Annotated in this window: 18 protein-coding genes; 7 read left to right on the top strand and 11 right to left on the bottom strand. The window is 57.9% G+C overall.

All coding sequences use genetic code 11. The features are described from left to right. Window positions 1–202: 202 nt before the first annotated feature. Window positions 203–2,035, bottom strand: a complete 1,833-nt coding sequence (gene ilvD / locus ALB80_RS18750) for a dihydroxy-acid dehydratase (protein WP_050605621.1) — start codon at window positions 2,033–2,035, stop codon at window positions 203–205. Window positions 2,036–2,142: 107 nt separating this feature from the next. Between ilvD and ALB80_RS18745 the strand changes: the two genes are divergently transcribed. The 4 genes from ALB80_RS18745 to ALB80_RS18730 all read left to right on the top strand — a co-directional run bounded on the left by ALB80_RS18745 (window position 2,143) and on the right by ALB80_RS18730 (window position 5,104). Beyond that, window positions 2,143–2,706: a helix-turn-helix domain-containing protein gene (locus tag ALB80_RS18745; RefSeq protein ID WP_050605638.1), complete on the top strand. Its 564-nt coding sequence runs from the start codon at window positions 2,143–2,145 to the stop codon at window positions 2,704–2,706. Next, window positions 2,703–2,972 carry a hypothetical protein gene (locus ALB80_RS18740; RefSeq protein WP_050605620.1) on the top strand — a complete coding sequence of 90 codons (270 nt, stop codon included), beginning with the start codon at window positions 2,703–2,705 and terminating at the stop codon, window positions 2,970–2,972. Before ALB80_RS18745 ends, ALB80_RS18740 begins: the two co-directional genes overlap by 4 nt. Before the next feature lie 93 nt (window positions 2,973–3,065). Next, window positions 3,066–3,920: a 3-mercaptopyruvate sulfurtransferase gene (sseA, locus tag ALB80_RS18735; protein WP_050605619.1), complete on the top strand. Its 855-nt coding sequence runs from the start codon at window positions 3,066–3,068 to the stop codon at window positions 3,918–3,920. Beyond that, window positions 3,920–5,104, top strand: a complete 1,185-nt coding sequence (locus ALB80_RS18730) for an amino acid aminotransferase (protein WP_050605618.1) — start codon at window positions 3,920–3,922, stop codon at window positions 5,102–5,104. The genes sseA and ALB80_RS18730 overlap by 1 nt, the downstream gene beginning before the upstream one ends. A 22-nt stretch (window positions 5,105–5,126) precedes the next feature. On the opposite strand, the gene ALB80_RS18725 is transcribed toward ALB80_RS18730, so the two are convergent. The 3 genes from ALB80_RS18725 to ALB80_RS18715 all read right to left on the bottom strand — a co-directional run bounded on the left by ALB80_RS18725 (window position 5,127) and on the right by ALB80_RS18715 (window position 7,301). Further along, complete coding sequence (locus tag ALB80_RS18725) at window positions 5,127–5,495, bottom strand: hypothetical protein (RefSeq protein ID WP_050605617.1); 369 nt, start codon at window positions 5,493–5,495, stop codon at window positions 5,127–5,129. A gap of 105 nt (window positions 5,496–5,600) precedes the next feature. Then, the gene (locus ALB80_RS18720) at window positions 5,601–6,929 is read right to left on the bottom strand and encodes an ammonium transporter (RefSeq protein ID WP_050605616.1); all 1,329 of its coding nucleotides are present in this window, start codon (window positions 6,927–6,929) and stop codon (window positions 5,601–5,603) included. A gap of 33 nt (window positions 6,930–6,962) precedes the next feature. After that, entirely contained in the window at window positions 6,963–7,301 is a 339-nt protein-coding gene (locus ALB80_RS18715; RefSeq protein WP_050605615.1) for a P-II family nitrogen regulator, read from the bottom strand. A 259-nt stretch (window positions 7,302–7,560) separates the two neighbouring features. Here ALB80_RS18715 and ALB80_RS18710 point away from each other — a divergent pair, with 259 nt between their 5' ends. Next, the gene (locus tag ALB80_RS18710) at window positions 7,561–9,744 is read left to right on the top strand and encodes a transglycosylase domain-containing protein (RefSeq protein WP_050605614.1); all 2,184 of its coding nucleotides are present in this window, start codon (window positions 7,561–7,563) and stop codon (window positions 9,742–9,744) included. 53 nt (window positions 9,745–9,797) lie between these two features. Here ALB80_RS18710 and leuB read toward each other — a convergent pair whose 3' ends face one another. Beyond that, entirely contained in the window at window positions 9,798–10,901 is a 1,104-nt protein-coding gene (gene leuB, locus ALB80_RS18705; RefSeq protein ID WP_050605613.1) for a 3-isopropylmalate dehydrogenase, read from the bottom strand. A 91-nt stretch (window positions 10,902–10,992) separates the two neighbouring features. Between leuB and ALB80_RS18700 the strand changes: the two genes are divergently transcribed. Then, window positions 10,993–11,520, top strand: coding sequence for a redoxin domain-containing protein (locus ALB80_RS18700; RefSeq protein ID WP_050605612.1), 528 nt, complete (start codon window positions 10,993–10,995; stop codon window positions 11,518–11,520). 3 nt (window positions 11,521–11,523) lie between these two features. Here the strand turns inward: ALB80_RS18700 and ALB80_RS18695 are convergent, their stop codons facing one another. After that, the gene (locus ALB80_RS18695) at window positions 11,524–12,417 is read right to left on the bottom strand and encodes a LysR family transcriptional regulator (RefSeq protein WP_050605611.1); all 894 of its coding nucleotides are present in this window, start codon (window positions 12,415–12,417) and stop codon (window positions 11,524–11,526) included. An 84-nt stretch (window positions 12,418–12,501) separates the two neighbouring features. Here ALB80_RS18695 and ALB80_RS18690 point away from each other — a divergent pair, with 84 nt between their 5' ends. Next, complete coding sequence (locus ALB80_RS18690; RefSeq protein WP_050605610.1) at window positions 12,502–13,410, top strand: epimerase; 909 nt, start codon at window positions 12,502–12,504, stop codon at window positions 13,408–13,410. On the opposite strand, the gene ALB80_RS18685 is transcribed toward ALB80_RS18690, so the two are convergent. The 5 genes from ALB80_RS18685 to leuC form a co-directional block, all read right to left on the bottom strand. Beyond that, window positions 13,402–14,430, bottom strand: a complete 1,029-nt coding sequence (locus tag ALB80_RS18685) for an endonuclease/exonuclease/phosphatase family protein (RefSeq protein WP_050605609.1) — start codon at window positions 14,428–14,430, stop codon at window positions 13,402–13,404. The two genes, ALB80_RS18690 and ALB80_RS18685, sit on opposite strands and share 9 nt — an antisense overlap. After that, window positions 14,427–15,257 carry a hypothetical protein gene (locus tag ALB80_RS18680; protein ID WP_050605608.1) on the bottom strand — a complete coding sequence of 277 codons (831 nt, stop codon included), beginning with the start codon at window positions 15,255–15,257 and terminating at the stop codon, window positions 14,427–14,429. The genes ALB80_RS18685 and ALB80_RS18680 overlap by 4 nt, the downstream gene beginning before the upstream one ends. 333 nt (window positions 15,258–15,590) lie before the next feature. Then, a complete protein-coding gene (leuD, locus tag ALB80_RS18675) occupies window positions 15,591–16,196 on the bottom strand; it encodes a 3-isopropylmalate dehydratase small subunit (protein ID WP_050605607.1) in 606 nt (201 codons plus the stop codon). A gap of 42 nt (window positions 16,197–16,238) precedes the next feature. Beyond that, on the bottom strand, window positions 16,239–16,784 hold the full coding sequence (locus ALB80_RS18670; RefSeq protein ID WP_050605606.1) for an HdeD family acid-resistance protein: 546 nt from the start codon (window positions 16,782–16,784) through the stop codon (window positions 16,239–16,241). 37 nt (window positions 16,785–16,821) lie between these two features. Further along, window positions 16,822–18,225: a 3-isopropylmalate dehydratase large subunit gene (gene leuC, locus ALB80_RS18665; protein WP_050605605.1), complete on the bottom strand. Its 1,404-nt coding sequence runs from the start codon at window positions 18,223–18,225 to the stop codon at window positions 16,822–16,824. Window positions 18,226–18,250: the final 25 nt, after the last annotated feature.

Here is an 18,250-nt window from a genome sequence, read left to right as displayed (position 1 = left end):
CGGCGCAGGATACTTCCGCCCATCGTCAATATTTCTTGCGAAACATTTTCTCTGGTTGGGTCCGGCGCCGCGCTTTTGCGCAGCGCCGGGCCCAAGGCCAAACGTGACATCGGCGAAGCTGATGGTGCGATTTGGATGCGGAGGCGTCTGTGCGCGGTCGACTTACCGGTCTGCTGCCTCAGCAGACCGGTCACGTATCGGTTCAGACTTGGCGTACAGCCCCTTTTGCTGCGCTGGTGGTCAGCTTGGCATAGGCTTTGAGCGCAGTGGACACCTTGCGTTTGCGCGGCGCGGCAGGCACCCAGCCTTTTGCGTCCTGTACTTCGCGCCGGGCGGCAAGCTCTTCATCTGAGACGGCTAGATGTATGGTGCGGCTCGGGATATCGATCTCGATTTTATCGCCGTTCTGTACCAGACCGATCTCACCACCTTCGGCTGCTTCGGGTGAAACGTGGCCAATCGAAAGCCCGGATGTGCCGCCCGAGAAACGACCATCGGTCAGCAGGGCGCAGGCTTTGCCAAGCCCTTTGGACTTCAAATAAGAGGTTGGATACAGCATTTCCTGCATCCCCGGACCGCCACGCGGGCCTTCATAGCGGATCACCACCACGTCACCCTCTTTCACCTTGCCGGTGAGAATGTCGTTGACCGCCTGATCCTGGCTTTCGCACACATAAGCTGAGCCGGTAAATTGCAGGATATTGGCATCCACGCCAGCGGTTTTCACGATACAACCATCACGAGCGATATTGCCAAACAGAACTGCCAGACCGCCATCTTGGCTGAAAGCGTGCTCTTTTGACCGGATTACACCGCCTTCGCGGTCGGTATCCAATTCTTTGAACCGGTTTGACTGGCTGAACGCCTGCGTGGTGCGGACGCCGCCGGGGGCAGCTTTGAACAACTCTTGCGCCTTCGGGTTATTGGCGACCTTGATGTCCCAGTTGGCAATCGCTTCACCCATTGTGGCGGAATGCACTGTGCTGCAGTCTTCATGCAGCAAACCCGCACGGCTGAGTTCACCCAGGATCGAGAAGATGCCGCCCGCGCGGTGGACATCTTCCATATGCACATTCTCGGTGTTTGGCGCAACTTTACACAGGCAAGGCACGCGACGGCTCAGGTGGTCCATGTCGGACATGGTGAAATCCACTTCGCCCTCATGCGCGATGGCCAGCAGATGAAGCACAGTGTTGGTCGACCCGCCCATGGCGATGTCCAGGCTCATGGCGTTCTGGAACGCGTCGAATGTTGCGATCTCACGCGGCAGGAAGCCTTTTTCGTCCAGATCGTAATGCCGTTTGGTGATCTCTACGATGCGGCGACCCGCTTCCAGGAACAGCTCTTTACGGTCGGCATGTGTTGCCAGTGTCGAGCCATTGCCCGGCAGTGCCAGACCCAGCGCTTCGGCCAGACAGTTCATCGAGTTGGCAGTGAACATGCCCGAGCATGACCCGCAGGTCGGGCAGGCATTTTCTTCGATGTGTTGAACCTGCTCGTCGGTGAATTTGTCGTCTGCAGCGGCAACCATAGCGTCCACAAGGTCGATCTTCTTGGCATCCAGATCGGCAATATCGATCTTGCCGGCCTCCATCGGTCCACCGGACACAAAGATCGCCGGGATGTTCAGGCGCATGGCGGCCATCAACATCCCTGGGGTGATCTTGTCACAGTTCGAGATACAGACCATCGCATCCGCACAGTGCGCGTTGACCATATATTCAACCGAATCCGCGATCACCTCACGCGAAGGCAGCGAATACAGCATCCCGTCATGGCCCATGGCGATACCGTCATCCACCGCGATGGTGTTGAACTCTTTTGCAACACCACCAGCGGCCTCAACCTCACGCGCCACCATCTGGCCCAGATCCTTTAGGTGGACATGGCCCGGCACGAATTGCGTGAACGAGTTGACGATGGCAATGATCGGCTTGCCGAAATCGTCATCTCCCATGCCTGTGGCACGCCACAATCCGCGTGCACCGGCCATGTTGCGGCCATGAGTAGAGGTTCTTGATCGGTACAATGGCATGATGCTGTTTCCCTATTGCCTCGGGTTGCATGTCTTGGGGTTCGTACGTTATAGCGCACGTACCACATGTGCGCTATAACGTACAAGAGGATTCGAAAGATGATGATATGGCACCGGATGAAATTACACTGAAACTTCGGGACGTGCGGGCCGCATCGGGGTTGAGTCTGTCCAAGGTGGCCGAGCTGACAGGCGTCAGCAAAGCCATGCTGGGTCAGATTGAGCGGGGCGAATCCAGCCCGACGATTGCAACGCTCTGGAAAATCGCCAAAGGGTTTCAGGTGCCGCTGAGCGCGCTGATCGACACTATGCAAGGCGATCCGTCGGTCTTTCAAACCGTGACCTTCCCCGGAAGTATCGAGGTCAAGATCGTCTTCCCTTTTGACCCTGCACTGGGGGCTGAAACTTTCCACGTCAGCCTTACCCCAAACCAGAGCCATGAGTCGCCGGCACATGCGGCAGGCGTGACAGAAGAGGTTTTTGTTCTCAGTGGTACATTGGAAATCCTTCGCGATGAGGAATGGGTATCTTTGAAGGCCGGGCAAGGTTTGCGGTTTGCTGCGGATATCCCACATGGCTATCGCGCGGGCTCGCAAGGGGCGGCTTTTCTGAACATGCACCACTACGCGCAGCACACTGAGTTTTTTGAGAACGGCAGGGACATTTCATGACCGCGTTTTTCAACAGTTTGACCATCGTGGACGCCATTGGCTCGTTTGGGGCCCTGATCGTGGTTGCCGCGTATTTTGCAACGCAGATGCGGATGATGAATTCTGACGACCTCGCTTTTCCAGTGGTCAACCTGCTGGGTTCGGTCCTTATCGTCTTTTCCCTGCTGCAAAACTTCAATCTGGCCTCGATGCTGATCGAAGGGTTCTGGATCCTGATCAGTATTGTAGGGATCATTCAGCACTTCCGCCTGCGCCGGGCGGGATAAATCAAGCGGTTAACCGACGCTAGCGCTATCCAGTCTTGAACCCCTATGCTGCCGGGTATAGGGAAAAATCAAGCTCGCTTAGGGGAGGCTTTGATGCAGGACGATCCGAAAACCCTCGTATCTACCGAATGGCTGGCCGCGCATATGAAGGACCCGGATCTGCGGATTCTGGACGGGTCCTGGTATTTGCCCGCGCAAAACCGTGATGCCAAGGCCGAATATGACGCCGGGCACATCCCCGGAGCGCGTTTCTTCGACATTGATGAAATATCAGACCATCGCTCGGACCTGCCGCATATGGCACCACCGGTCGAGAAATTCATGTCGCGCTTGCGGGCCATGGGTGTGGGTGATGGCCATCAAGTGGTCGTCTATGACGGCGCTGGGTTGATGTCGGCAGCACGCGTCTGGTGGCTGTTCCGTCTGATGGGGCAGGAGAATGTCGCTGTTTTGGATGGTGGTTTGCCAAAATGGCAAGCCGAGGAACGAGAAATCGAAGATCTGCCTCCGGTCATCCGCGATCGCCACATGACCGTGCGGGTGCAAAATCAGCTTGTGCGCGACGTCACGCAAGTTTCTGCCGCAGCCAAGCTGGCCGATCATGAAATTATCGACGCCCGTTCGGCCGCGCGTTTCGCCGGGACACAGGCCGAGCCGCGCGAGGGTCTGCGTTCAGGCCATATCCCGGGGTCACGCAATGTGCCGTTCGGGCAGTTGTTAAACGCCAATGGCACCATGAAATCGCCCGAGGACTGTCGCGCGATTTTTGAAGCCGCTGGCGTTGATCTGTCGAAACCGGCGATCACCTCATGCGGGTCTGGTGTGACCGCCGCGATCCTCAGCCTTGCGCTTGAACGCATGGGCAAGAACGACCACTCGCTTTATGACGGCTCCTGGGCTGAATGGGGTGCCTTCCCGACCCTGCCCGTCGCAACCGGAGAGAACTGATGTTCGAGAACCTCAAACCGCAGCCTGCCGACAAAATCCTGGCGCTGATGCAAATGTACCGCGAAGACCCGCGTGATCAGAAGATCGATCTGGGTGTGGGTGTCTACAAGAATGCCGAAGGCGTGACGCCAGTCATGCGCGCCGTCAAAGCCGCCGAACAGCGCATCTGGGAAGAGCAGGAATCCAAGGCTTATACCGGTCTGGCGGGCGATCCTGCGTTTGCGGATGTAATGATCGGTCTGATTCTCGGTACTTCGGTTTCTCGCGGAAACATCGCTGCCGTGGCGACACCGGGCGGCACCGGTGCCTGCCGACAAGCGTTCGAGATGATCCGGATGGCCAACCCTTCGGCGCGCGTGTTCGTGTCAAACCCGACCTGGCCGAACCACCTATCGATCCTGAACTATCTGGGGATGGAAACGGTTCAGTACCGCTATTTCGACGGTGAGACTCGTGGCGTTGACTTTGACGGCATGATAGCGGACCTGAAGACCGCCAAAGCTGGCGACGTGGTTCTGCTGCATGGCTGTTGCCACAACCCTACCGGCGCCAACCTGAACATGGTGCAATGGCAAGAGGTCGTGAAGGTGATCAATGATCTGGGCCTCGTTGCCATGATCGACATCGCCTATCAGGGGTTTGGCGACGGTCTGGAAGAAGACGCGCAGGCGGCGCGTTTGGTCGCGTCCTCGGTCAAGGAATGCTTGATTGCGGCGTCTTGCTCGAAGAATTTCGGTGTCTACCGTGAGCGCACTGGTTTGTTGATGGCGATCAGCGCCGATGCAGGTCAAACCGCTCTGAATCAGGGAACACTGGCGTTCCTGAACCGCCAGAACTACTCCTTCCCGCCGGATCATGGCGCGCGCGTCGTGACGACCATCCTTATGGATGAGGCCCTGCGCGCGGATTGGGCAGCAGAGCTGGAGGAGGTCCGCCTGTCCATGCTGGGTCTGCGCCAGAAATTGGCCGACGAATTGCAGCGTCTGAGCGGCTCGGACCGTTTTGGTTTCATCGCTCAGCACCGCGGTATGTTCTCACGTCTGGGTGCGGCGCCTGAACTGGTTGAGAAACTGCGCGTCGAACACGGCATCTACATGGTCGGCGACAGCCGCCTGAACATCGCCGGACTGAACGCGACGACAGTGCCGATTCTAGCCAAGGCGATCGTCGACGTCGGCGTCTGATCGGACAGCCGTCGCGCCTGGCTCAGCCCGGGCGCGGCGGAGTTTTGACGAACTGCATGTCTCCGTCCGCCACGGCGAAAGGGTTTCCGCCCGCCGTTATCACGGCCCGATCTTTCATCGCCCGAAAGTCGAACATGGCGTTTAGCACGACATCAGTTCTGCCCTGATACTCACGAGGGTGGTAGATACATATGCCGACCTGTTCATCAAGGCGGCGATATGTGTAATCCGCCTCGCCTACCAGCATGCCGTTCGCGGTGACATAGCAGGTGTTTTCGGTTTCGTAACTGACCGTGTGTGTCGATAAGTCTTCGAAATCGCCATGCCCGGAGTGGTGGACCCCAGTCCATTCTAGGCTTGTGCCAACAAGCGTGTGCGGTGCGTCCGGCATTGCACTCCCCCCTATTTTGACAGGCCGATTCTAACCCAAAAATGACTGCCGCACAAAAAAACGGCCCCAGCACAGGGCTGGGGCCGTTTTTGTTATTCAAGTATCTCAACCTTTCGAGAACTCGGGGTAGGCTTCCATGCCCAACTCACCCATATCCAGGCCATTGATCTCTTCTTCCTCGCCAACCCGCAGGCCAACCGTTGCCTTGAGGATCGAGAAGAGGATGAAGCTGACCGCGAAGACGAAGATACCGATGGCCGCGAAGCCAATGATCTGCGTCACAAAGTTAGCGTCACTGTTGGTCCATGCAACGATGAAGGTACCCCAGAAGCCTGCGATCAGGTGAACTGGGATCGCACCGACGACGTCGTCAATCTTCATGCGGTCCAACATCGGGACGGTCAGGACCACGATAACACCACCAATTGCACCGATGATCAGGGCCTGGAACAGCGACGGGGCCAGTGGTTCAGCGGTGATCGACACCAGACCAGCCAGTGCGCCGTTCAGTACCATGGTCAGGTCTACCTTGCCATACATCACCTGCGTCAGGATCAGCGCTGCAACAGCACCAGCAGCAGCGGCCATGTTGGTGTTGGCGAAGATGCGGCTGATATCGGCCATGTCACCGATGGTACCCATTGCCAGCTGCGAACCGCCGTTGAAACCGAACCAGCCCAGCCACAGGATGAACGTACCCAGGGTTGCCAGTGCCAGGTTCGAACCGGGGATCGGCACAACCTTGCCTTCCTTGTTGTACTTGCCGATCCGCGGGCCCAGTACGATGGCACCGGCCAGCGCTGCGAAACCACCTGCGGCGTGTACCAGTGTCGAGCCTGCGAAGTCGCTGAAGCCCATCTCGGACAACCAGCCGCCGCCCCACTGCCAGGACGCTTCAATCGGGTAGATGACGCCGGTCAGGACGATCACGAAAAAGAAGAAGGGCCACAGTTTGACGCGCTCGGCCATGGTGCCCGATACGATGGACGCGGTGGTGGCGCAGAACATTAGCTGGAAAAAGAAGTCCGAGCCGACGGATGCATAGGACAGGTCGGTTTCGACACCGTCCAGGCCGACCGGCTCGAGCGACGTTGGCGAGAACGCACCCAGAATGCCTGTGATGGTCCAGCCATCACCCGGATACATCAGGTTAAAGCCCACCAGCCAGTACATGATGGCCGCAAACGAAAACAGGCCCATATTCTTGACCAGCTGCATGGCCACGTTTTTTGACCGCACCAGGCCGGCCTCGAGCATGGCAAAGCCCGCGGCCATCCAGAACACCAGAAAACCGCCGACCAGAAACAGCAGCGACGTCAGTATATATTGCGTGTGCTGCGCAGTCTCGCCGGTTGCAGCGGCCTCTTGCGCAAGACCCATCTGCGGCAGCGCGACAATCGCGGCGGCAGGGATGAGAGATTTCATCAGGTTCATTTTCAGTCCTCGAATGAGTGTGAGTGGCCGCGCTTACAGCGCTTCCTCGTTGGTTTCCCCGGTTCGCACGCGCAGGGCCTGCTCGACATCGAGGACAAAAATCTTGCCGTCGCCGATCTTGCCGGTCTTGGCTGTTTTGGTGATGGTCTCGACGATCTGGTCGGCCATTGCCGCAGGCACCACGATCTCGAGCTTGATCTTGGGGACGAAGTTCACAGCGTATTCGGCCCCGCGATAGATTTCAGTGTGACCGGATTGCGAGCCGAAGCCCTTGATTTCGGTCACCATCATGCCGCGCACGCCAGCTTCGGTCAGTGCCACGCGCACCTCCTCCAGCTTGAACGGCTTGATTGTCGCAATGATCAGTTTCACATCTTTCCCCTCTGATTGTCCGGTGGGACCGGTTTGTTTGCACCTGCAGAAAAAGAGCGTGACAGAGCGTGGTAAGAAACGGTTACGGGTCGTTATTGCGCACCAAAATGGCGCAATGTTGCACATTTTTTGCACAAATGGTGCGAGGTGACTAAAAAATAGGCAGACTAATGAGGGGAATTTACGGAAAATCGGACCTCTACATACTCAGGTCGCCGGGGTATGGTGGCGCAAAAGCATAACCGGGCAGAGTTTGAGCATGACTGAGTCCAATCGCCGTAAGCCGAAACTGGTCGCGGACAAAAGATACCCATCGAAAGCGCGCAAACCTGCAGCGTCGAAGCGGGCTGCGAAACCCTCCGGCAAGAAATCGACGGCACGCAAAACCGCCACGCGCAAAACCACACGCAAGACTAAGCGCAAACGTTCGGGCGGGAACGGAGGCGGGATTTTTCGCCGTCTGTTCCGGTGGATCTGGGGGCTGATCTGGGGTTTGACCTGGCGTGTGGGGGCTATTGTCGCCGCACTCATCGCGTTGGCGATCGGCGTTGTTTACACCACATTGCCTGACGTTGATGCGTTGCTGGATGGGCGGGCGCGCGGCTCGGTCACGTTGCTGGATCGCGATGGCAAGGTTTTTGCGTGGCGTGGCGATCAGTTCGGAGGGGTGATCACGGCGGATACGGTGTCGCCGCATCTTAGAAACGCGGTCATCGCGACCGAGGACAAACGATTCTATCGACATTTCGGCGTCAGCCCGCGCGGCGTCGCCAGCGCTGTGCGTATCAACCTGAGCGAAGGGCGTGGACCTTTGTCCGGGCATGGTGGGTCAACCATCACGCAGCAGACCGCGAAACTTTTGTGTCTGGGCGAACCTTATGATCCGACCGAGTGGGAATCAGAGGCGGCGTACGAGGCGGATTGCCGTCAGGGCTCACTTTGGCGCAAGGGCAAGGAAGCCGTCTATGCTATGGCGATGGAGGTCAAATACTCCAAGAATGAGGTTCTGACGATCTACCTGAACCGTGCCTTCCTTGGTGCTGGCGCGCGCGGGTTCGAGGCGGCCAGCCAGCGCTATTTTGGAAAGTCCGCAGCCGAAGTCTCTCCGGCCGAGGCCGCGATGCTGGCCGGTCTGCTGGTCGCGCCCACACGCTATGCACCGACAAACAACCTGCAACGCTCTCAGGACCGGGCGCGGCTTGTGATTGGGCTGATGGAGGATCAGGGTTATCTGACCGCTGCACAAGCCAGCGAGGCGCGTGCAAGACCTGCTGAACTTTCAGACGCTGCCGCTGCGCGAGCGGGCGGCTATTTCGCAGATTGGGTCATGGCCAGTGGGCCCGAGTTCTTTACCCGCAATACGACCGAGGATGTGGTGATCCGCACTACTCTGGATCAGCGAATTCAGACTTCTGCCGAAGAAGCGCTAAAGTACATCTTTCAGGAAAAGGTGCGCGAAGGGTCCAAAGCTCAGGCTGCAATCGTTGTGATGTCTGCGGACGGTGCAGTGCGCGGCATGGTTGGCGGGCGCAAGACGCGTGTGTCGGGTGCGTTCAATCGGGCGACGCAGGCCCTGCGCCAGACCGGATCGTCGTTCAAGCCGTTTGTCTACGCCACTGCGCTGGAACTTGGGTATTCTCCGCTGGATACGGTGATGGATGAGCCCTATTGCGTGGACATCCCCGGATCAGGCCAATGGTGCCCAAAGAACTACACCAATAAGTTCTATGGACAGGTGACGCTGGCGGATGCGCTGAAAAACTCTCTGAACATTCCGGCAGTCAAAGTGGCCGAGATCTCGGGTTTGGATAACGTCCGCACCATAGCCAGCGGCTTTGGGATCGCCAGTGATCTGGCGCAGGGACCGGCATTGGCACTGGGTGCATCCGAAAGCACGCTGATTGAGATGACAGGGGCTTACGCGGGTATCCTGAACGGTGGATCGGCGGTTGAGCCCTATGGTCTGACCGAGCTGAAACTGTTGGGCGACGAAACGCCCGTCATGGTCACGACGACCGGTATTGGTGAGCGGGTGATCAATGACTCCGCCGCCAAGCAATTGACCTGGATGATGGAGCGTGTGGTGTCCGAAGGCACCGGCGGGCGCGCCAAGCTGCCGGGTTGGCAGGTGGCGGGCAAAACCGGGACAACTCAGGCTGCGCGGGATGCGTGGTTTATCGGGTTTACGGCAGATTATGTGACCGGCGTCTGGATGGGTTATGACGACAACACGCCATTGTCTGGCGTAACCGGGGGCGGGCTGCCTGCCGAAATCTGGCAAGAGACCATGCTGCGTGTCACCGAAGGGATGACACCCACACCCTTGCCAATGATGGCTCCTACACCTCCAGTACAGGTCGCGCAGCCGCAACCGCGCCGCAAGCAAGGCGGTTTCGCCAAGGATATCAATAATCTGCTGAAGAACATCTTTGGCGGTAATTGACTAAAAATGCGGTGCACTGGGCACCGCATTTTGTCATTCGTTTCTTGCGTAACTTAGACGCTGGAATCCAAAGCCGCCAGGATTGCATCACCCATTTCGGTGGTCGAAACCGGTGTAACGCCTTCATCCGCCAGCAGGTCGGCGGTGCGGACACCATCAGCCAGAACTTTCTCGATCGCGGCTTCCAGGCGGTTTGCCTCTTCGCCTTGATCAAAACTGTAGCGCAGCGCCATAGCAAAGCTGAGGATACAGGCGATCGGATTGGCTTTGCCCTGACCCGTGATATCAGGCGCGGAACCGTGGACCGGTTCGTACATCGCCTTGGGTCGGCCATTGGCCATCGGTGCACCCAGCGAGGCCGACGGCAGCATCCCCAGCGAGCCGGTCAGCATCGCGGCGCAGTCGGACAGGATGTCGCCGAACAGGTTGTCGGTCAGAATGACGTCGAATTGCTTAGGTGCGCGCACCAGCTGCATGGCACCGTTATCGGCGTACATATGGCTCAGCTCGACTTCGGGGTAATCGGCAGCAACGCGGTTAACCACCTCGCGCCACAGGATGCCCGATTCCATAACGTTGGCTTTTTCCATCGAGCACAGTTTTTTGTTCCGGCGCATCGCCAGTTCAAAGGCCGAGCGCGCGGCGCGTTCGATTTCGGATTCGGTGTAACGCTGGGTGTTGATGCCGACGCGTTCGTTGCCTTCTTCAAAGATGCCGCGCGGCTCGCCGAAATAGACGCCCGAGGTCAGCTCGCGCACGATCATGATATCCAGACCGGCGACAATGTCTTTTTTCAGCGACGAGAAATCGGCCAGCGCGTCAAAGCATTGGGCCGGGCGCAGATTCGAATACAGGTCCATTTCCTTGCGCAGGCGCAGCAGGCCGCGCTCGGGCTTCAGGCTGAAATCCAGATCGTCGTATTTCGGACCGCCAACGGCACCCAGCAGCACGGCGTCAACCTCTTGCGCTTTGGCCATCGTCTCATCAGACAGGGGCTTGCCGTGGGCGTCATAGGCCGCACCGCCGACCAGATCCTCGCTCACGTCAAATTGAATACCGCGATTGGTGCCGAACCAATCGATGATTCTGCGCACTTCGGCCATAACTTCCGGGCCAATTCCGTCTCCGGGCAGGATGAGGAGCGAGGGGTTGGACATGAAGGGTCTCCTTGCGTTTTGTTGCACAGGGCCTAGCGTCTGCGTTGCATCGGGTCAATGAGACGAACCCGTCAAAACACGAGGAAAATACATGCTGACACCTGGAAATCCGGTTCCTGCGCTGAAAATCGAAACCGTGGCGCATGGCAGCTTCGATCTTGAGGCGGACAAGGGCGAAAACGGGACGCTGGTGATTCAATATCGCGGGCTGCATTGTCCGATCTGTATCAAACAGATGACCGAGGTCGAAGCGGCGCTGGACGATTTTGCGGCGCTGGGTGTCGAGGTCATCATGATCACGACAGATACCGCCGAACGTGCCGCCGAAACCGCTGAGAAAGCCGGGGCGACCCGACTTCGTGTGGGTCACAGCTTGCCGTTGGCAGAAGCGCGTGAGGATTGGGGGCTGAACGTCTCGACCAAGCGTGAAGGCAGTGCAGAACCCGATCTTTTCGCAGAGCCCGGTCATTTCTATATCGCGCCCGACCAAACGCTTTATTACGCGTGGCAGCAGACCACGCCGTTTGGACGCCCGTCCATGTCGGATATTGCCGGTGGCCTGAAGTTCACGCTGGGCAACAACTACCCTGCGCGCGGGACCTATACAGGGCCGCTTTGAGTTTCAAAGACTGGCTTTGAGACCCTCAACCAGAAGATCCCAGACCCTGCGAATGCGCGGGGTCTGGCGCATGGCCTGTGGAGCGGCCAACCAGACCGGTAGAACCGGAATGTCCACATCAAGTGGCAGAATCTCAACCACCGGATCAGCCGCGGCCACCTGTATCTGGCTGAACCCGATGCCGCAACCAGCTCGGATCAGTTCCCAATAGGCGCTTTGCAGATCGCAGCGGGTGGTGAAACTGTCACGGCTGGCGGGCCATCCCTTTTCGCGCATGGCTTTGATGATGTCTTGGTTGGCATCAAAGCCAACCAGGTCATGCGCGAAGAGTTCCTCTGGGGTTTTGGGGCGTCCTTTTCGGTCCAGATAGGATTTGGCCGCACAAAAACACAGGGGCACCTCTCCCAGATGGCGGGAAATGATGTCCATCTGGGCCGGGCGATACATGCGCACCGCAATGTCCGCCTCGCGGTACAGAAGGTTCTCGGTTGTGTCGGTGGCGACCAGCTCAAGCTGAATGGACGGTTCTTTCCTGCGGATGTCCGCAAGGATTGGGGGCAGCAGGTGATGCGACACAAAGACGGATGCGGTGATCCGGACAGAGCCTTCCAATTGCTGGGATTGCCCGGCGGCGGCAAGGCTGAACGCGGTCATGGCGCTGTGCATTTGTTGCGCCATGGGCAAAAGCTGCGCGCCCGCCGCGCTGAGTTTCAGCCCGCGCGCGTGTCGATCGAACAGGGATACGCCCAACGCGTCTTCAAGGCTTTGGACCTGTCGTCCCAATGTGGGCTGGCTGCGATCCAGGTGTCGGGCCGCTGCAGACAGAGAACCTGTTTCGGCTACGGCCAGAAAGCTTTGGATCAGGGACCAGTCCGCGTGTGTCAGAGCTTTATCCATTCAGAAATGAATACATATTCTGCGCTCAGCGGCAATTCATTATGTAAAATGAATGGGTAGATTGCCTCTGGACAGGAGGTCGCCATGACACAAACAGCATTGATACTGGGTGCATCGGGCCGTTTCGGGCGCAATGCCAGGCTGGCTTTTCAGGCCGCAGGATGGGAGGTGCGGGTGTTCAGCCGTGGCTCTGACACACTTGCGCAGGCGGCACGTGGGGTGGACGTCATCGTGAACGGGTGGAATCCGGCCTATCCAAACTGGGCCAAAGATGTACCAAACTTGACGCGACTCGTGATTGATGCCGCGACACGCGCGCGTGCAACCGTGTTGCTTCCGGGCAATGTCTATGTGTTCGGAAACGACACTCCAAGCCCTTGGTCAGGTGAAACGCCGCATCTGGCCACCAATTCGCTTGGGCGTATCCGAATTGAGATGGAAGAGGCGTATCGTGCCTCAAGTGTTCGCACCATCATCCTGCGTGCAGGGGATTTCATTGACACAAAGGCGTCAGGCAACTGGTTCGATCAGGTCATGATCAAACGCCTGGCGCGCAACCAGTTGATCTATCCCGGCAACCCCGAGGCACTGCATGCCTGGGCCTACTTGCCCGATCTGTCCCGCGCCGCCGTCGCGCTGGCCGAGATGCGCAGAGAGTTGCCCCGGTTTTGTGATGTTCCGTTTGAAGGATACACTCTGACCGGAACGCAGATCGCACAATCGCTGTCGCGCGTTATCGGGCGGCCTATTGCCGTGAAGCCGATGCAATGGTGGCCGTTGCAATTGGCCCGCCCGTTCTGGTCCATGGCCCCGCATCTGATCGAGATGCGATACCTGTGGCAGATGCCGCATCAATTGGATGGTGCCCATTTGGCAGACCTGCTTGATCCGGTGGTTCAGACCGATTTGGATGATGCCATGCGCACTGCGATCCCAACTGAAACTGTTGCATCTCTGTCTGCGATCGCAAATGCGGGCGATGCTTTAGGGTAACGTGATATCAACCCAGACCAGACGGTGTCTGCTGGCGCGCTGGGCGCTGTCAAACAGCGCACTGCTTTCATCGGGCCACACAACCCCGGAGCCAACAACGCGCAGATCCCTGGACGGCAAGACATAATCAACGCGCATCTCTCCTGTAGTTTTCCATTCGACGGTTGCGGAGGAACCTGACGGGTCTGTCGGGCGCGGATCCTGCACATTGGGATGAGAGAGCAGAGCGTGGATGGCCTGCTTGTGCCCCTCACCGCGCAAAGGGTCGAGATTGGCGTCCCCGGCGATAGCGAAAGGCCCTGCGGGCGCTGGCCCCAGATCACCGTTCAGAAGGACGGACCAGAACCGGATCTCATCCCGGTTGCGCAGACCATTGCGGTCCTCGGGCCCGTCGAAAACTGGCGGGGCGGCGTGAAAAGTCATCAGGTTGATCCGCCCCCATGGGGTTTTGACCGGCACCACCCAATGCGCGGTCGAGGACAAACGCTGAACTGATTGCGCATCCTTGGACAGAAAGGGTTGCCCATCTACCCGGGGCAGATCAGCCCCCGGAAGATCCTGCCAAAGCAGATCGGAAAAATCCTGAACTTCTTTGCTGACGATTTCATAGCGGGACAGAACCGCCAGCCCACCTTGGCCCGTGAACTGGCCCCAACCCTGCGCGTCGCCGGGGCCTTGAGTTCGGCCATCTCCGTCCAAATCCAGCGATGTTTCGAGACCCGCATTGGGTTGCGCAGAGAAATGATAGCCATAATCCAAACCTGCGGCGCGCAGTTTGTTGGCCAGATCGTTGAGAGCCGCGCCCTCCATGTCCCAATCGATACCCTGTAGGGCGATAACGTCAGGATGGGCTGCCGCGATAACGTCGATGACGGCCAGAACCTGACTGTCATCGCGCTCAATGTCGCGCAACAACAATGCAGGGCCTTTTCGGCTGAGCTCGGTATTGTAGGTGGCGATACGTAAGATGTCTGCCTGTGCTGCCAAGGGCAGCAGAAGCAGAACCAATGCGCGGATCATGCAGTCTGCGTCGTCTCGCTTGTTGAATAGGCGCGGCGTTTTTCCACTATCAGCCCCGCAATACGCAGAGTCGCCACGCCACGCATGATCATGCTGGCTGGCAGAAAGGCCCATGCGCACATGGTCCAGATAAGCGTCTGCGGGTTGCTGAGTGAGATCGGAGCAACCATGCTGCTGACGAGTTTGATAACGGCCGGAATAAGGAAGGGCAGCAGAATACCGATGCAGATGTTCAGACGGCCATCCCGTTGCAGGCGTGTCACAACGTCTCCGCCTTTGGTGGGATCAAAGAGTGGCAGATTCGTCCAGACATTGAAGGCCCCGTTCCCGGTGGGCCATCCGCGGACCTTAACCGCATAGGCAAAGCTGGCAACTGTTACCAGAGCAGCTACATAGGCTACGCTGGCCGTAATCCGCACCAGTTCGATCAGTGTGTGACCGGCATCCGCAGGCAACATCAACACAACCAAACGAACCGGAGAATAGGGGAAATCTGCTACATTTGCGACGGCCAGACCGACACCATATGCAAATGAGGTCAGATCGGTCGGCGTGTAGCCATTTTTACAGATCAAAGTCAGGAACGTGACCATCGACATCAGTCCAACAAACCGAAGGCGATTCACCGGTGGTGCGTCGCGAAATTCGATAAAGCTGGGAAAGGCGGAATTGTATTCCGCAAACGTCAGAAGGAACGCGAGGATCGCGAGAAAGACCAGAATCTCGGTCCCGTTCGTCGATGATACAGGCAGGTACAACGCGGGTGTCAGCACCATCAGTGCTACAAGTACTCCGCGTATCGCCGCCCCTGTTGTGCGTGCAATCACAATCCGAACCCTTTTTCAAACCGAACCAGTCGATCTTTGCCGACCTGAATCCAACTTGTGCCCGTCTCCTCGCGTCTTTGTGACGGATGCCTCTTTAGCGCCAACATGGACGACAAGCGGCATTTCGCTCAAGACAGGGGGCAGAAAACACGTGATTTCGGGCAAAATGATGGCGCAACTGGTGCGAGATTGCATCAATTCGGACGCAAATCCGACGTGTATCTCAATGTGATACCTACATGTTGTGGTTTTGCAAAAATCAACCCCAAGAACGAGAGCGAGGTCGCCGCAGCGACCCCGTTAGGTTGAGTGTCCACAGATTCGCCCCCAGAATCACACCCAGGGACGGGCCTGACTGGCGTGATCTTCGAAATTGTCGATGTGATGATCTTTTTCCATCGTCAGGCCGATATCGTCCAAACCGTTCAGCAAGCAGTGCTTGCGGTGCGGATCGACGTCGAACTCGATGACAACGCCATCCGAGGTGGTGATCTGCTGATCTTCCAGATGCACGGTTATTCGGGCGTTTTCGCCTTTATGTGCGTCTTCCATCAGAACTGCATGATGTTCTTCCTCGACCACGATGGGCAGGATTCCGTTCTTGAAGCAGTTGTTGAAGAAGATGTCGGCAAAGCTGGTCGAGATCACCACCTTGATGCCGAAATCCTTGATTGCCCAAGGCGCGTGCTCGCGCGATGAGCCACAGCCGAAATTGTCACCAGCAACCAGAATCTCGGCCTCACGATAAGCAGGCTTGTTCAGGATGAACTCTTCGTTCTCCTGCCCGTCATCGTGATAGCGCATCTCATCAAACAGCACGACGCCAAGACCGGTTCGCTTGATGGTTTTCAGGTGCACTTTTGGGATGATCATATCGGTGTCGATATTGATCAGCGGCATTGGGGCGGCCACCCCGTGGACTTTGTCAAACTTTTCCATGTTTACACTCCTGCGAGAGAGGGCCGCGCCCGTATCCCGCGTTTAAGCTTCTTTCGTTTCGCCTTTGGGTGCGTTCTTGACGAAGAGCGCCATGAAGACCAATCCGAACCCGTTGAACAACATCTCGATTCCCAGCAGGATTCCCAGCAAACTCAGCAGAGCTGTAGGTTCGCTGCTTGCATAAGACCAGATGATGCCTGCGAGGATGATCGACAAGATGCCCGAGATCATCGTAGGCCAGAAAAACTGCGTTCCTTTCATCTGGAACGACAGGATGACCCGTGCGATGCCGCCTGCCATAAACAGGATCAGCATCACGGTCGCCAAGGTCAGTGTGCCCTGCAGAGGGTGATCCAGAAAGGACCAGCCCAGAAACAGCATGACCGCACCCATGATGAGTGACAGAATCTTGTTGCCCGTGCCTTCGACGGTAAATCCGCCGACCACTTGCATCGCCCCTGCAACCAGCAACAACGCGCCGGTCACCACTGTCACGGCAATCGAAGCCGCAATGGCATTGCCCAGGGCAAAGATGCCGAACGCTATGGACAGAAGTCCCAGCAAAAGCCATTTAATCCAGTCACTCATTTCTTCAATCCCTCAAATATCTAGATATGAGGGCACCTTACATCAATTCACGGACGTCTGTCAGCCGTCCTGTGATTGCCGCTGCGGCAGCCATCGCCGGGCTCAGCAAATGGGTCCGTCCACCGCGGCCTTGACGGCCTTCGAAGTTGCGGTTCGAGGTCGCGGCACAGCGCTCGCCCGGTTGCAACTGGTCAGGGTTCATCGCCAGACACATTGAACAACCGGCCAGACGCCATTCAAAGCCTGCCTCTTTGAAGATTTCCGCCAGACCTTCTTCCTCAGCCTGTGCTCGGACCAGACCGGAACCCGGCACGACCATGGCGCGCATCCCATCCTTGATCTTCTTGCCTTTCAGAATCTCTGCGGCGGCGCGCAGGTCTTCGATGCGGCCATTAGTGCAGGAACCAATGAATACAGTGTCGATTTCCACGTCGCTCAGCTTCTGGCCGGCTTCCAGACCCATGTATTCGATGGAACGTCGGGCCGCGTCGACCTTGCCGCCTTCGAAATCTTCCGGGTGGGGGATGGTCGCTGTGATCGGCAGAACATCCTCGGGGCTGGTGCCCCAGGTCACGACTGGCGCGATGTCTTCACCGCGCAGGGTGATGACTTTGTCGAAATGCGCTCCTTCATCGGTGAACAGGGTCTTCCACCAATCCATCGCAGCTTCCCACTGGGCACCTTTAGGGGCGTGCGGGCGGCCTTTGACATATTCAAAGGTGGTTTCATCCGGTGCGATCAGGCCAGCGCGGGCGCCGCCTTCGATGGCCATGTTGCAGACGGTCATCCGACCTTCCATCGACAGATCACGGATCGCTTCGCCGCAATATTCGATGACATAGCCGGTGCCGCCGGCGGTGCCGGTCTCGCCGATCACGGCCAGAGTGATATCCTTGGCAGTCACACCCGGCTGCAGCTTACCGGTGATTTCCACCTTCATATTCTTGGATTTCTTCTGGATCAGGGTCTGGGTGGCCAGAACATGTTCCACTTCAGACGTCCCGATGCCGTGGGCCAACGCTCCAAACGCGCCGTGAGTCGCCGTGTGGCTGTCGCCGCAGACCACGGTCATGCCGGGCAGGGTCCAGCCTTGCTCGGGGCCGACAATGTGCACGATGCCCTGCCGCACGTCATTCACCGGATAATAGTGAATGCCGAAATCCTTGGCGTTCTTGTCCAACGCTTCTACCTGAATGCGCGATTCCGGGTTCTCGATCCCATTCACGCGGTCTGGTGTGGTTGGAACGTTGTGGTCCGGCACGGCGATGGTCTTTTCCGGTGCGCGCACCTTGCGGCCCGCCATGCGCAGGCCTTCGAACGCCTGCGGGCTGGTGACTTCGTGTACCAGATGGCGGTCGATATACAGCAGGCAGGTGCCATCATCGGCTTCGTGCGCGACATGGGCATCCCAGATCTTGTCATAGAGTGTTTTGGGGGACATTGGTCCACTCCCGTATGTAATGAGA

Origin of the sequence: Ruegeria sp. 6PALISEP08 (assembly GCF_001238295.1) — a bacterium.
Taxonomy (GTDB): Bacteria; Pseudomonadota; Alphaproteobacteria; order Rhodobacterales; family Rhodobacteraceae; genus Ruegeria.
Note: the sequence above shows the minus strand (reverse complement) of the source record. Positions and strands in the feature narration are given on the sequence as shown.

Bases quoted from the DNA above. Each gene is read 5' to 3' on its own strand.
- ALB80_RS18685 (WP_050605609.1), bottom strand. From the start codon at position 14,430: ATGATCCGCGCATTGGTTCTGCTTCTGCTGCCCTTGGCAGCACAGGCA.
- leuC (WP_050605605.1), bottom strand. From the start codon at position 18,225: ATGTCCCCCAAAACACTCTATGACAAGATCTGGGATGCCCATGTCGCG.
- ALB80_RS18670 (WP_050605606.1), bottom strand. From the start codon at position 16,784: ATGAGTGACTGGATTAAATGGCTTTTGCTGGGACTTCTGTCCATAGCG.
- ALB80_RS18730 (WP_050605618.1), top strand. From the start codon at position 3,920: ATGTTCGAGAACCTCAAACCGCAGCCTGCCGACAAAATCCTGGCGCTG.
- ilvD (WP_050605621.1), bottom strand. From the start codon at position 2,035: ATGCCATTGTACCGATCAAGAACCTCTACTCATGGCCGCAACATGGCC.
- ALB80_RS18690 (WP_050605610.1), top strand. From the start codon at position 12,502: ATGACACAAACAGCATTGATACTGGGTGCATCGGGCCGTTTCGGGCGC.
- sseA (WP_050605619.1), top strand. From the start codon at position 3,066: ATGCAGGACGATCCGAAAACCCTCGTATCTACCGAATGGCTGGCCGCG.
- ALB80_RS18725 (WP_050605617.1), bottom strand. From the start codon at position 5,495: ATGCCGGACGCACCGCACACGCTTGTTGGCACAAGCCTAGAATGGACT.
- ALB80_RS18695 (WP_050605611.1), bottom strand. From the start codon at position 12,417: ATGGATAAAGCTCTGACACACGCGGACTGGTCCCTGATCCAAAGCTTT.
- ALB80_RS18700 (WP_050605612.1), top strand. From the start codon at position 10,993: ATGCTGACACCTGGAAATCCGGTTCCTGCGCTGAAAATCGAAACCGTG.
- ALB80_RS18745 (WP_050605638.1), top strand. From the start codon at position 2,143: ATGGCACCGGATGAAATTACACTGAAACTTCGGGACGTGCGGGCCGCA.
- leuB (WP_050605613.1), bottom strand. From the start codon at position 10,901: ATGTCCAACCCCTCGCTCCTCATCCTGCCCGGAGACGGAATTGGCCCG.
- ALB80_RS18710 (WP_050605614.1), top strand. From the start codon at position 7,561: ATGACTGAGTCCAATCGCCGTAAGCCGAAACTGGTCGCGGACAAAAGA.
- ALB80_RS18720 (WP_050605616.1), bottom strand. From the start codon at position 6,929: ATGAACCTGATGAAATCTCTCATCCCTGCCGCCGCGATTGTCGCGCTG.
- leuD (WP_050605607.1), bottom strand. From the start codon at position 16,196: ATGGAAAAGTTTGACAAAGTCCACGGGGTGGCCGCCCCAATGCCGCTG.
- ALB80_RS18740 (WP_050605620.1), top strand. From the start codon at position 2,703: ATGACCGCGTTTTTCAACAGTTTGACCATCGTGGACGCCATTGGCTCG.